At 42.9% G+C, this 12,971-nt stretch carries 14 protein-coding genes; 11 read left to right on the plus strand and 3 right to left on the minus strand.

Translation table 11 applies throughout. The features are described from left to right. Positions 1-5: 5 nt before the first annotated feature. Complete coding sequence (locus C5Z25_RS10475) at positions 6-1,871, minus strand: NAD(P)/FAD-dependent oxidoreductase (protein ID WP_105452540.1); 1,866 nt, start codon at positions 1,869-1,871, stop codon at positions 6-8. Positions 1,872-2,156: 285 nt separating this feature from the next. On the opposite strand from C5Z25_RS10475, the gene pplA reads away from it, so the two are divergent. The 11 genes from pplA to C5Z25_RS10530 all read left to right on the plus strand — a co-directional run bounded on the left by pplA (position 2,157) and on the right by C5Z25_RS10530 (position 11,540). After that, positions 2,157-3,083, plus strand: coding sequence for an extracellular electron transfer flavoprotein PplA (gene pplA / locus C5Z25_RS10480; protein ID WP_105452541.1), 927 nt, complete (start codon positions 2,157-2,159; stop codon positions 3,081-3,083). 142 nt (positions 3,084-3,225) lie between these two features. Further along, entirely contained in the window at positions 3,226-4,338 is a 1,113-nt protein-coding gene (locus tag C5Z25_RS10485) for an FAD:protein FMN transferase (RefSeq protein WP_105452542.1), read from the plus strand. 59 nt (positions 4,339-4,397) lie between these two features. Next, positions 4,398-5,231 (plus strand): energy-coupling factor ABC transporter ATP-binding protein, encoded by an 834-nt coding sequence (locus C5Z25_RS10490; protein ID WP_105452884.1) that lies wholly within the window; start codon positions 4,398-4,400, stop codon positions 5,229-5,231. Then, a complete protein-coding gene (locus C5Z25_RS10495; RefSeq protein ID WP_105452543.1) occupies positions 5,207-6,094 on the plus strand; it encodes an energy-coupling factor ABC transporter ATP-binding protein in 888 nt (295 codons plus the stop codon). The genes C5Z25_RS10490 and C5Z25_RS10495 overlap by 25 nt, the downstream gene beginning before the upstream one ends. Beyond that, the gene (locus C5Z25_RS10500; protein WP_105452544.1) at positions 6,084-6,884 is read left to right on the plus strand and encodes an energy-coupling factor transporter transmembrane component T family protein; all 801 of its coding nucleotides are present in this window, start codon (positions 6,084-6,086) and stop codon (positions 6,882-6,884) included. Before C5Z25_RS10495 ends, C5Z25_RS10500 begins: the two co-directional genes overlap by 11 nt. Before the next feature lie 52 nt (positions 6,885-6,936). Then, positions 6,937-7,725: a tRNA pseudouridine(38-40) synthase TruA gene (gene truA / locus C5Z25_RS10505; protein WP_105452545.1), complete on the plus strand. Its 789-nt coding sequence runs from the start codon at positions 6,937-6,939 to the stop codon at positions 7,723-7,725. A 103-nt stretch (positions 7,726-7,828) separates the two neighbouring features. Continuing rightward, a complete protein-coding gene (rplM, locus tag C5Z25_RS10510) occupies positions 7,829-8,272 on the plus strand; it encodes a 50S ribosomal protein L13 (RefSeq protein WP_105448047.1) in 444 nt (147 codons plus the stop codon). A gap of 13 nt (positions 8,273-8,285) precedes the next feature. Further along, on the plus strand, positions 8,286-8,678 hold the full coding sequence (rpsI, locus tag C5Z25_RS10515; RefSeq protein ID WP_105448048.1) for a 30S ribosomal protein S9: 393 nt from the start codon (positions 8,286-8,288) through the stop codon (positions 8,676-8,678). Positions 8,679-8,990: 312 nt separating this feature from the next. After that, positions 8,991-9,737 carry a metal ABC transporter ATP-binding protein gene (locus C5Z25_RS10520; protein ID WP_105452546.1) on the plus strand — a complete coding sequence of 249 codons (747 nt, stop codon included), beginning with the start codon at positions 8,991-8,993 and terminating at the stop codon, positions 9,735-9,737. Continuing rightward, positions 9,730-10,599 carry a metal ABC transporter permease gene (locus C5Z25_RS10525; protein WP_105452547.1) on the plus strand — a complete coding sequence of 290 codons (870 nt, stop codon included), beginning with the start codon at positions 9,730-9,732 and terminating at the stop codon, positions 10,597-10,599. The genes C5Z25_RS10520 and C5Z25_RS10525 overlap by 8 nt, the downstream gene beginning before the upstream one ends. Further along, positions 10,596-11,540 (plus strand): metal ABC transporter solute-binding protein, Zn/Mn family, encoded by a 945-nt coding sequence (locus C5Z25_RS10530; protein ID WP_105452548.1) that lies wholly within the window; start codon positions 10,596-10,598, stop codon positions 11,538-11,540. The genes C5Z25_RS10525 and C5Z25_RS10530 overlap by 4 nt, the downstream gene beginning before the upstream one ends. A 77-nt stretch (positions 11,541-11,617) precedes the next feature. Here the strand turns inward: C5Z25_RS10530 and C5Z25_RS10535 are convergent, their stop codons facing one another. Then, positions 11,618-11,929, minus strand: a complete 312-nt coding sequence (locus C5Z25_RS10535; protein ID WP_105448052.1) for a hypothetical protein — start codon at positions 11,927-11,929, stop codon at positions 11,618-11,620. A gap of 65 nt (positions 11,930-11,994) precedes the next feature. Next, a complete protein-coding gene (locus tag C5Z25_RS10540; RefSeq protein WP_105452549.1) occupies positions 11,995-12,876 on the minus strand; it encodes a LysR family transcriptional regulator in 882 nt (293 codons plus the stop codon). Between the last annotated feature and the right edge of the window lie 95 nt (positions 12,877-12,971).

Here is a 12,971-nt window from a genome sequence, read left to right on the forward strand (position 1 = left end):
CGCAATTAACGGGTTTTAACACCATCGTAATGGGAACGAACGTTGCCGTACCACCAATGACCGAGATGCTTTTGTAACCACGGAACGACCCAATAATCTAACCCAAAGGTCCGACCAGAACCGTTCATTAATGCGATGGCGGCAAAAATCATCCACAAGTTGACCCAGTAGAACATCCCTGATAAACAGAAAACGATGACTAAACCAATTGTGATCCCATTCGCTAGCCAAGTGAAGAGGCCGAAGAAGATACATAAGGCAACGGCGATTTCAACGCAAGTCATTAATTTCTGGAAGAAGAAGGCCATCTGCATGTTAGGAATAAAGATTTTAGTAACCGATTCAAACCATGCTGGCATCTTATCAAAGACGAGCAATGGATCTTTTCCGTACATATAAGATAAACTAAAAATTCCTTTGGCTGCTTTAGAAGTTGATTCACTAGCGCCACTAGTTGCAGAAACCTGTAACCATGAGAAGGAGGTTAGTCGGAGTTTGTCAACAAACCACGATTCTTTCCCTTGAACTTTAGTCCAACAATCCCAAAGCCACATAGCGCCGTAGAAGAACCGTAATGGCACACTCCATAAGACGTTGCCGGCTCGTGACGTCCAACCGCGGAAAACATTACGTTGGTTGCGTGTCCGGAAGAATTCATGCATAAAGTACTGGAATAAATAATAGCCTGAGAAAATTTGAACATAGTACATCCAGTTGATGGCATGTTTCAAGAGGACGGCAATGAAGCCAGAAACGTTCCATTTTTCAAGAACCTGAGCGACGGCATACTTCGAACCAATCGAATCAACTGAAGCTTGATAGGCCCCTTTAAATGGTTTAATGGTGACATCAGAGTGATCAACATTTTTGATGATACCTTGAACTGCAGTTGCCGCAGTTTCTTCAGCCCCTTGAACAATTTGTGGGACTGGACGTGGTTGATCGGGTTCTTGGTAGAACGTTGAATCACCAGCTAAGAAGATGTTTTTGCATCCTTTAGCTTGCATGAATTCATTGGCAGCTAGCCGACCGCCACGACCAGTTTCGATACCAAACTTATCAACGACACCGTTGGCGCGCACACCTGCAGTCCAAATCAAGGTGTAAGTTGGTAAATCAGCTTGGTCCTTTAAGGTCACGTGATCTTCAAAGACGCCAGTAATCATTGAGTTTGTCTTGATAGTAACACCATGTTTAGTCATGTACTTCTCAGCTTTGCCAGCCTGGGTTCGGTTTAACATGTTGATAATCGTTGGGGCCGCTTCAACGAGTTGTAAGGTAATCTCGCTAGGGTCGAGCTTGTTATCACGAGCTAAGACATCCCGATATTCGATTAACTCACCGACTAATTCAGAACCGGTGAACCCAGAACCACAAACGGTTAAGGTTAACATGGCTTTGCGCTTGGCTGGATCTAACTCAACAGCCCCACGACGAATCACCGCTGCTAAGTGCGACCGGAGGGCCATAGCTTGTTCGAAGGACCACAATTCGAAACCGTGTTCCTTAACGCCAGGCGTCCCAAAGTCATTAGATTCGCCACCCAAACTAATGAGTAATTGGTCATACTGGTAGCTACCATTTTCAGTAGTAACCGTTTGTTTTTCTTTATCAATTCCCGTAACCGTGTCGGTAACTAAGCGGACATTCTTCCGACGAGAAAATAACCGTTGCAAATCATATTGAATATGCTCTGGATCAACTCGTTCAGTAGCAACTTCATGTAGTTCGGTCATATACGTGAAGTATGAATGCCGGTCAATTAACGTGATTTCAACGTCAGCATTCTTTTTAAAATGCTTCGCTAATTTCTTTGTCGCGTAAACTCCGGCAAATCCCGCGCCGACAACGACAATATTTTTCTTTGCCATTGCGTAACAACTCCCTTGAATAATAATATTAAAATAATGATTCCGTCTCTAATTATATAAGTAATGTAAACGTTTGTCTATGGAATATTGGATAGAATGAACAATAAATCACATTGTATTAGACTCGAAATTCATTAATTTATTGATGAAAATGAAAAACGGTACCATTAGCGGTAGTAAACGCCTGTCATGCAATCAAATTGTTAATATTGTATTGACTATTTTTATAATAAACGTTAAGATTAATGTGAATTTTCATACAAAAAGGTTAAGGAGTGGGATATTATGAAGTTTAAGTCAATTGTTACGGGTGCATCAGTAGTTGTTATTTCCGCATTAGCATTAGCAGGTTGTGGGAGCAGCTCATCGAGTTCAAGTTCATCATCTTCAAAGAAAAGCAGTTCATCTTCGTCATCAGCTAAAACGACCAAGGTCGCTAAGTTAACGGCTGGTAGCAAGATGAAGGCTGGAACTTACAAACTTGAAGAAACAAACTATTCACATGGTTATCGGGCGAAGTTCAGCATTACCGTTAACAACAAAGGTAAAGTGACAAAGTCAGATTATGACCAAGTTAACAAGCAAGGCAAGTCCAAAGTTGACGATGCTTCTTACAATAAGCAAATGAAGAAGGTTGCTGGAACTAATCCTAAGACCTATGAACCAAAATTGAACAAAGCCTTAGAAGGCGCAGCAGCAACGGGAAATGTGGCATCAATTGATGTTGTTTCAGGTGCTACTGAATCATCAAAATCCTTCCAAAACTATGCACAACAATTAGTTCAAGCCGCACAAGCTGGTAACACCGCAACGATTAAAATTAACAACGGTGCCAAGATGAAAGATGGGACTTATAACCTATCTGAAAAGAATTATTCACACGGTTACCGGGCAACCTTTGCCATTACCGTTAAGGATAACAAGATTACGAAGTCTGAATACGACCAAGTTAATAAGAAGGGCAAGTCCAAAGTTGATGATGCCGCTTATAACAAGCAAATGAAGAAAATTTCTAAGACGAATCCTAAGACTTATGAACCAGCTTTAAACAAAGCTTTAGTTAAGGATAGTGATCCAACTAAGGTTGACGTGGTTACTGGTGCAACTGAATCATCAAATACCTTCGTTTTATATGCGGAACAATTACAAAATGCCGCACAAAATGGCAATACTAAGGCGATCACAGTTGATAACATGGTCTTCTCTGACTAATCAATAAGCCATAACATTTTTTTGAGGCCTGAGGCGCTTTGTCTCAGGTCTTTTGTTTTAAATTTAGCCCAGAAAAATGGCATACAGTGGCTAGAAACTTTGGTATAATAACGATTGAAATTAGTTAAGGGGAAGTTACACGATGAAATTAAAAAAATGGCTCCAACTCGTTGTCGTCGTGGCATTGATTGTGCCATTAACTGCTTGTGGGACTACAACTGCGCAGAAAAAAACGGCGAATCAACGGCCTAAGCCCACTAAAGTGGTACAAACGCCGACAGAAGATACGCAATTTATGATGGGCACAGTCGTCACTTTGCGGGTTTATAATAAGGGCAAAAGTGACGTGGTTGCCGGCGCATTCAAATTATTGAAAAAAGAAGCTAAGGAAGTTACGACCAATGCGAAAGGCTCAGAAATTGATAAAGTTAATGCTGCCGCCGGTAAACACGCGGTGGTCGTCAGCCGGGATGTTTATCCGATTTTAAAGGCCGCCTATTACTATAGTAAGAATTCGGATGAATCCTTCGATATGGCAATTGGCTCGATTACGCAATTATGGCGGATTGGTTTCTCGGATGCCCGCGTCCCAAGTCAAGCTGAGATTGCGACTAATGTTAAGTTGGTTGATTACACTAAGGTTAAGCTCAACGATAAAAAACGTTCAGTTTATCTCACAGAAAAAGGGATGAAGTTGGACTTAGGCGGGATTGCCAAAGGGTATATGACCGATCAAGTACAAAAATATTTCTTGAATCACGGTGTCTCAACGGCAATTATTGACTTAGGTGGCAATATTTATGTGATGGGTAACAGTCCTAAGAAAACGAAGTCTGGTAACTGGACCGTCGGCATTCAAGACCCGAAACAATCTCGGGGGACGTCAATTGGCTCTTTGCCTGCTAAAAATAAATCAATTGTGACTTCAGGAATTTATGAACGCTACCTAAAAAAAGACGGTAAAGTTTATAGCCATTTGATGGATCCTAAAACGGGGTCGCCGTTCCAAAATAATTTGATGGGTGTTTCCATTATTTCGAAAAAGTCGACCGATGGGGATGGCCTGTCAACCGCGACTTTTGATAAAGGGTTAAAGGCCGGGATGACCTATATCAATGGTAAAGCAGATCAAGGTATTGGCGCTATTTTTATTACTAAGGATAAAAAAGTTTATGTTTCCAATAATCTGAAAAAGAAATTTACGTTATTCAGTGATACTGGGTACCATTACGGACCGGCAAGTGATTTGAAATAGCGCAGTATGGTATGATAATAGGCATAAAATTAAGGAAATGAGGGACGACGGTGAGTCAGATGATTGACGTTGCACATTTAGATTATCGTTACCCGCAACAGTCGGCGGATGACCTAACGTTAAAAGATATTTCGTTTTCAGTCGCAGCTGGCGAATGGTTGGCGATTGTCGGGCATAATGGGTCCGGAAAGTCGACATTGGCTAAAAATTTAAATGGGCTATTAGCGCCAGCAGCCGGTAAAATTACGATTGACGGGCAAGTGTTGTCTGAAACAACTGTCTGGGATATCCGGAAAAAAATCGGCATGGTTTTCCAGAATCCTGATAATCAATTTGTGGGTGCCACAGTTGCCGATGATGTGGCGTTTAGCCTCGAAAATCAGGGCGTCCCGCGACCTGAAATGTTGGAACGAGTGGCAACCGCGTTAGCTCAGGTTGGCATGAGCGACTTTGCGACCCGCGAACCTGCGCGCTTGTCCGGTGGGCAAAAGCAGCGGGTGGCGTTAGCTGGGATGATTGCAGCGCGTCCGCAAATCTTAATCTTGGATGAGGCCACGTCGATGCTAGATCCTCGCGGCCGTTACGACGTGTTACAAACAATTCGTCAGATGAAAGCTCAATCGAATTTAACGGTACTATCAATTACGCATGATATTGATGAAGCGGCGAATGCCAATCGGGTGTTAGTCGTTAATGATGGCCAGCTGGTTGAAGAGGGCACGCCGGCAGAAATTTTTCAGCATGGCCCGGCCTTAATAAAAATGGGCTTAGACATGCCGTATGCCGAGCGACTCAAGGCGGCTTTAAAGCGGCAAGGCGTGCGAGTGCCAACGGAATACTTAACGGAGAAAGGGATGGCGGACTGGTTATGGCAATTGATTTCAAACAAGTAGATTTTACCTACCAACCGGGCACACCCTTTGAAACACAAGCTTTGATGGATATTAATGTGTCGATTCCGACCGGTTCATACACGGCACTGATTGGACATACCGGGAGTGGTAAATCAACGTTATTACAACACCTCAATGCCCTATTAAAGCCGACCCATGGGACCGTGACGATTGGCGACCGAGAGATTACAGCTGCCACGAGTAATAAAGACTTAAAGTCGTTACGCCAGCATGTGGGGATTGTTTTTCAATTTCCTGAAAGCCAATTATTTGAAGAAACCGTTGCTAAAGACATTGCCTTTGGCCCGCAGAACTTTGGCGCCAGCGAAACGGATGCCTTGGCAACGGCTGCTGAAATGTTAACTTTAGTGGGCTTAGACCAATCTTTGTTAGATCGGTCACCGTTCGATTTATCCGGTGGTCAGATGCGCCGGGTTGCGATTGCCGGTGTGCTTGCCATGGCGCCGAAAGTGTTAGTCCTCGACGAACCAACCGCGGGGTTAGACCCTCAGGGACGCTTTGATATGATGGAGATGTTTGCCCGGTTACGCCATGAGCAGCAGTTAACCATTGTATTAGTCACACATCAAATGGATGATGTGGCTAATTATGCCGATCATGTAATTGTGATGGATCAAGGGCGTATTGCCAAAACAGGGACGCCACGAGAAATCTTTAAAGAGCCCGAGTGGTTAGCAGCCCATCAATTAGGACTCCCCAAGACGACTGCTTTTGCCCAACAATTGACGGCTAAAGGGCTGTTATTAGAACCACAGCCCTTAACGGAAGACCAGTTAGCAGCGGCCTTAGTTAAACAATTACCGGCCACGGCCTTTAGGACTGGTGACGCACATGATGAATAAATTGATTTTTGGGCGTTATATTCCTGGTGATTCAGTTATTCATCATATGGATCCACGTGCCAAATTATTATTGAGCTTTTATTTTATCGGTATTATTTTTATTGCGAATAATTGGCCAACTTATGTGGCGTTATTTGTTTTTACGTTAATTGCTATTAAATTATCGGGTGTTAAATGGTCCTTCTTTATTAATGGTGTCAAACCGTTGATTTGGTTAATCTTGTTTACAGTCGTGCTACAAGTCTTATTTAGTGCGAGTGGCGGCCAGGTGTACTTTAAATGGGGCATTATCACAATCAGTCAATTAGGACTCGTTAATGGGATCTATATTTTTTGTCGGTTTGTATTGATTATCTTTATGTCAACGTTGTTAACCTTAACGACACCGCCCTTGGAGTTATCAGATGCGATTGAATATATTTTGATGCCTTTAAAAGTGGTCCATTTTCCGGTCTATGAAGTGGCGTTAATGTTATCAATTGCGTTGCGCTTTGTACCAACATTAATGGATGAAACTGAAAAGATTATGAATGCGCAACGCGCTCGTGGTGTTGATTTTGGTGAAGGTAATATTTTTCAACAAATGCGTGCCATCGTCCCGTTACTGATTCCTTTATTCGTGAGTTCTTTTAATCGCGCTGAAGATTTAGCGACGGCCATGGAAGCTCGGGGTTATCAAGGTGGCGAAGGCCGCAGTAAGTTTCGAATTTTAAAGTGGCAACGACGCGATACCTGGGCGACGCTGAGCTTTATCGTCTTAACGGGCGTTCTGATTTATTTAAGAGCCTAGCGACTGGCTAGCAAGCTAACTGGCTACTTTTTTGAGTTAATGGAGGGAATTTTTGACAACGCGATATAAAGTAATTCTGGCTTATGATGGCACTAAATTCGCTGGTTTTCAGCGGCAACCGCATGAGCGGACGGTCGAGTTGGTGTTTAGTAAGGCGGTTAATAAAATGGCTAAAAATCCAGTGCCAGCGATTCCAATTTATGGTGCGGGACGCACGGATACCGGGGTACATGCGTTGGGACAAGTGATTCATTTTGATTTGCCCAATGAAATTAATCCGGAGGGGGTTCGAAGGGGTCTAAATAGTCTCTTACCCATGGATCTGCTGATTAAGCAAGTTGAAATCGTCCCCGCTGACTTTCATGCACGCTATGATACGGTCGGCAAATGTTATTGGTACCGTGCTTATCAGAATGAATTCGTCGATCCTTTTCGGCGTCAATACACTGGACATTTTAAGTTCACGGCGGATATTGATCGTATTCAACAAGCCTTGCCGGATCTATTAGGGCGCCATGATTTTACTAGTTTTGTGGCATCTGGTTCGCAAGCGCATGACCATGTCCGTGAAATCTATGCAGCTCGTGCGTGGGCACTACCAACAACGCAAGAGATTCAGTTTGAATTTTATGGAAGTGGCTTTCTCTATAATCAAGTGCGTATCATGGTGGCGATTTTAATGGAGATTGGTCAGGGCCGGCGTGCGGTTGACTGTATTCCACAGTTATTAGCGGCTAAAGATCGGGCCCAAGCACGCGGAACTGCGCCGGCAGCTGGGCTCTATATGAAAAAAGTGTATTATGACCGGGACGAGTTACAAAACGACCTAATTAAGCATTGACTTCTACCCTTAAATTAGGTAAACTAATCGTTGGTATTGTTTGCCCCACGATAAGCCCCGGAATCTTATTGAGTGTCAAACACAGAAAATGGAGGAACACAACGTGCGTACAACATATATGGCTAAACCAGGTGAAATCGATCGTAAATGGTATGTGGTTGATGCAACTGATATACCTTTAGGTCGTCTCTCAACCGTCGTAGCATCAATTTTACGTGGTAAGAACAAACCTACCTTTACCCCTAACGTGGATACTGGTGACAACGTAATTGTTATTAATGCAAGTAAGATTGCTTTAACAGGAAAGAAAGCAGAACGCAAGATTTATTATCATCATACTGCTTATGCTGGTGGTTTAAAGGAACGAACTGCTGGTGATTTCTTAGCTAAAGAACCTGAAATGTTAATTGAAACTTCAGTTAAAGGTATGCTTCCTCACAACTCTTTAGGTCACAAAATGGGCTTGAAGTTGCATGTTTATGCTGGTGCAGAACATACGCAACAAGCACAAAAACCTGAAGTTTTGGATATCACTAACTTAATCTAAGGAGGAAACTACATTGGCTCAAGTACAATATCGCGGCACAGGCCGTCGTAAAGATTCAGTAGCCCGCGTACGTTTAGTACCAGGTTCTGGTAAAATTGTCATGAATGACAAATCAGTTGAGGACTACATTCCATTTGCAGATGTTCGTAAAGAACTATTGCAACCATTCACGGTAACTGAAACAACTGATCAATATGATGTTTTAGTTAACGTTAACGGTGGCGGTTTCCACGGCCAAGCCGGCGCAACTCGTCATGGTATCGCTCGGGCATTGCTCGAAGTAGATCCAGATTTCCGCGGTCCTTTGAAGCGCGCAGGTCTTTTGACCCGTGATGCTCGTATGAAGGAACGTAAGAAGCCAGGTTTGAAGAAAGCCCGTAAAGCTTCACAATTCTCAAAGCGTTAATATTTTTAGAAAAAACGTTGTTCTATCAACATTTTCTGAACTATTAGAAGCTCTTATCCGCAAGGATGAGAGCTTCTTTTTTTGGTCTACTTTAAGTGAATTTCAGGGAAAATAAAACAAAACTAAAACATGTTTTTAGATTCCACGCTGTAATTAACCTATCACTAAGTTGTTGCCCAATATGCCAACCACAACTACCGCTTATAAAAAAAGTTAACTACACCTAACAATTATTTGAACTTGAGTTAACAATCGGTTATACTGACTATTAGAAACGATGCAAGGTAACCGGCAATGAAACGGAGGAACTTAATGTTAGTTGTTAAGAATCTCACCGTTGCTTACGATGACACACCAGTTTTTACTGATGTTGCCGTGAATTTTAACGCAGGCAAGATTACTGGAATCATTGGACCAAACGGTGCAGGAAAATCAACTTTAATTAAAGCAATGTTGGGGTTGATTAAAGTCAGACAGGGGACGGCGACAGTCGATGGTCAGCCGTTAAAGCAGTTACGTCAAAAAGTCGCCTATGTGGAGCAACGTAAGGAACTCGACTTAACCTTTCCAATCAATGTATTTGAAGTGGTGCTAACGGGGACTTACGGCCGCTTAGGCTTATTCAAAAGTCCTGGTAAGGCTGAGCGCCAAGCGAGTCAAGCAGCGTTAGCGCAAGTGGACTTGACTGCTTTTGCTAATCGGCAAATTGGAAATCTATCGGGTGGACAACTACAACGGGTCTTTGTGGCGCGCGCAATTGTACAACAGGCAGAGATTATTATTCTTGATGAACCCTTTGTTGGGATTGATTTACAAAGTGAAACAGCGATTATGGCGATTTTGAAGCAGTGGCGTGATCAAGAAAAAACGATTATTGTGGTGCACCACGACTTGAATAAGGTCTCACGCTATTTTGATGATTTAGTTATTTTGAATCATGGTATTGTTGATTTTGGCCCTGTTGAAACGGTCTATCAAGCGGCTAATATCGAAAAAGCGTTTAGTGCGGATCTTTCGGCGGTCTTATTTGCACCGGCAGGAGGAACTCATGATGACTAGTATTTCAACATTTATTGTCGCATTAGGCAAGTATGATTTTTTACAAAGCGCCTTAATAACCGCCATCATGGTCGGGGTGATGTCCGGATTGATTGGTTGTTTCATCATTTTACGCGGGATGTCGATGATGGGAGATGCCATTTCGCATGCGGTTTTACCCGGGGTGGCTGTGGCCTATATGTTCGGGTTGAACGTTTTGATTGGCGCATCTGTGTTTGGGGTTCTGGCAGCAGGCTTGATTGGGCTAGTTGCGAATCATAGTAAAATTAAAACAGATACATCAATCGGGATTGTTTTTAGTGCCTTTTATGCGCTGGGATTTATTCTGATTTCGATGGCCGAAAGCTCGACGAATTTACATCATATCTTGTTCGGTAATATTTTAGCGGTTAGCGACGCTGATATGATGACAACGGTCGTGGTTTTAGGGTTAGTAATTGTGTTCATTGTCTTCTTTTACAAGGAACTCCTCATTACCTCGTTTGATGCAACTTTTGCGCGCACGTATGGTTTAAAAGTTCGGTATTTGCATTATGCATTGATGTTAATACTCACACTCGTTACGGTTTCCGCCTTACAGACGGTCGGAATTATCTTAGTCGTTGCCATGTTAATCACACCCGCAGCAACTGCTTTTCTATGGACCGATAAATTAGTTACGATGTTGTTTTTGGCTGCCACAGTGGGGGCGGGGGCTTCGGTCGTGGGACTCTATCTGAGTTATACGCTAAACTGGGCTTCAGGTCCCGCCATTGTGTTGGTAGCAGCGGGCTGTTTTGGGATTTCATTTATTTTTTCGCCCAAGCAAGCGCTATTACCGCGCTTGTGGCGCCAACCTAAATCACGGCGGTCAGTGGCATGAAAATAAAACTGTTCACGCTGTTTGCTGTGGTTGGGTTAATCGGTGGGATGGCTGTTTTTTTACACCAACGTCAAGTGGCCACTGTCGCTAAAAATACAGCAACGAGCAAACTCCAGGTGGTCACCACTAATTCAATTTTAGCTGACATGGTTGAAAATGTTGGTGGTGATAAAATTGAAAGCTATAGTATTGTTAAACGAGGAACTGATCCGCATGAATATGAGCCACGCCCCGCTGATATTGCAGCGACGGCTGAAGCCGAAGTCATTTTCTATAATGGGCTTAATTTAGAAACTGGTGGCAACGGTTGGTTTAAGAAGCTGATTAAAGCCTCTAAAAAGGATTTTAAAACGGATGTTTTTGCGGCAAGCAAAGGCGTTAAAGTTAAGCAACTCACTACTAATCAACAGGAACCAGATCCACATGCTTGGCTTGACTTAGCTAATGGGATTCAATACGTACAAAACATGAATAAGGTGTTACAACAAAAAGATCCCGAAAATGCCGGTTATTATCAACGTAATACAGATCGTTACGTGGCAAAACTCACTAAGTTACACCAAGCAGGACAAACTAAATTTAAACAAATCCCAGCGTCACAACGCCTGTTAGTGACTTCGGAAGGGGCCTTTAAATACTTTTCCGCGGCATATCAAGTACCTGCTGCGTATATTTGGGAAGTGAATACGGAGTCACAGGGGACGCCCCACCAAATGCGCACCGTGTTAAAACAGATTCAAGCCTCACAAGTTAAAGGGCTCTTTGTGGAAACGTCGGTGTCGCCTAAGTCCATGCAGAAGCTGGCGCAAGAAACTGGTTTACCAATTCGAGCGACCATCTTCACGGATTCGCTGGCGCCCTCGGGGACGACGGGAGATACCTACTATACAATGATGCAATGGAATCTTAATCAAATTTACGCTGGTCTGTCAAAATCATAGTGAGGCCATCAAAAGAGTCTAAAACAAAAAAACAGCCGCTGCAAGAATTAACAATTTCTTGTAGTGGCTGTTTGCACTTAATCTTCTTGTTCAAAAGACAATTCACTCATGGATAACTCTAAGTCATCTAAGACGTCATTTTCACTTAAAAATTGCGTCCAAGCTGCAACCGTTTGTTCACGGGTGTGTGGTGCAATTTTATCGTGAATGTTTTCGAGGACGCTAACTAACATTTTTTCAGCTTGACGATTGATTTCGGCGTCGTTAAAGCGACGTGCGGGTAACCGAGCTTGGTTCTGCTGATTTAAAAAGTCCGTACACTTGCTCATGAAAATGGCGACGACTTGAGAATTGTCTTCAAGGTATTTTTGTAAGGTTTCTGTATCCAAATTATGCGCCTCCTAAATAGGCATCAACTTTATCACTACTATAACACAGCCAGTCGGGGTTAAGTTTATTCTAAAGCTGAATGTAAGATTTCCAGCAGCTTTAGTTGTACCGGTGTCAGAATATGGGTGGTCCGATAAACAATACTTGTAATGAATTCAGGTTGTTCATCGTCTAATAAGTCAAGACGAACGACATCATCACGATAATGATCGACGACGTTGGTTAAAAAGCCAATCCCGACATTTTCAGCAATCAATTTCATTAGGACGTGGGTATCGTTTGAGCGAAAGACGATGTTAGGCCGGAAATGATTACGCCGGGTCAATTTATTAAAAGCCGTGTTATGCACAAAGTTACTATTGAAGAAAACGAATTTTTCATCCCGGAGTTCGCTAAAATAAATGCGCTTGCGGCGTGCTAACGGGTGGGATTTTGAAACGAAAATGCTGAATGGCTGGCGGTCGAACTCTTCGGCGAGTAAGTTGCGGTAAGATAGGGGTTCCACTGAGCCAAGTAGGGTCATATCGACGCGGCCATTCTGGACAGCATCCCGTAACGAAATCGACCCGCCCTCAACAGTTTCAATATTAGCCAACATGCCAGCTTGGGCGAGCTTAGCGGCAACTTTGGGGAAATAATGATTTTCAATAATTGGGGGGAGACCTAGAACAATCTGTTGTTGGGTCAAATTATTGATTTCTTCATGAGCCACTTGGAGTTCCCGTAAAATGATAGCCGCGTGTTCCGCCAATTGCTCGCCACTGGCGGTGATACTAACTTGGTTGTGGACGCGATCGCGGACAACCAGCTTTGCATTGAACTCAGTTTCTAAGCGTTTGATGGCTGTCGTGATAGTGGGCTGAGTCACGCCAAAAAAAACAGCAACTTTTGAAAAGTTTTTTTGAATAATTAATTGGTTGAAATAAGCCAAATCTTTTGTATTCATTAAAAAGGCCTCTGTATCAATGATTTATGGAACCATATAAAATATATTTATATAATAGCATATATTTGACTATAAGTGGTTCGGCAAGTTAAAGT

The organism is Lactobacillus sp. CBA3605 (assembly GCF_002970915.1).
In the GTDB taxonomy this organism is placed as follows: Bacteria; Bacillota; Bacilli; order Lactobacillales; family Lactobacillaceae; genus Lactiplantibacillus.

Bases quoted from the DNA above. Each gene is read 5' to 3' on its own strand.
- C5Z25_RS10475 (WP_105452540.1), bottom strand. From the start codon at position 1,871: ATGGCAAAGAAAAATATTGTCGTTGTCGGCGCGGGATTTGCCGGAGTT.
- pplA (WP_105452541.1), top strand. From the start codon at position 2,157: ATGAAGTTTAAGTCAATTGTTACGGGTGCATCAGTAGTTGTTATTTCC.
- C5Z25_RS10485 (WP_105452542.1), top strand. From the start codon at position 3,226: ATGAAATTAAAAAAATGGCTCCAACTCGTTGTCGTCGTGGCATTGATT.
- C5Z25_RS10490 (WP_105452884.1), top strand. From the start codon at position 4,398: ATGATTGACGTTGCACATTTAGATTATCGTTACCCGCAACAGTCGGCG.
- C5Z25_RS10495 (WP_105452543.1), top strand. From the start codon at position 5,207: ATGGCAATTGATTTCAAACAAGTAGATTTTACCTACCAACCGGGCACA.
- C5Z25_RS10500 (WP_105452544.1), top strand. From the start codon at position 6,084: ATGATGAATAAATTGATTTTTGGGCGTTATATTCCTGGTGATTCAGTT.
- C5Z25_RS10520 (WP_105452546.1), top strand. From the start codon at position 8,991: ATGTTAGTTGTTAAGAATCTCACCGTTGCTTACGATGACACACCAGTT.
- C5Z25_RS10525 (WP_105452547.1), top strand. From the start codon at position 9,730: ATGACTAGTATTTCAACATTTATTGTCGCATTAGGCAAGTATGATTTT.
- C5Z25_RS10530 (WP_105452548.1), top strand. From the start codon at position 10,596: ATGAAAATAAAACTGTTCACGCTGTTTGCTGTGGTTGGGTTAATCGGT.
- C5Z25_RS10540 (WP_105452549.1), bottom strand. From the start codon at position 12,876: ATGAATACAAAAGATTTGGCTTATTTCAACCAATTAATTATTCAAAAA.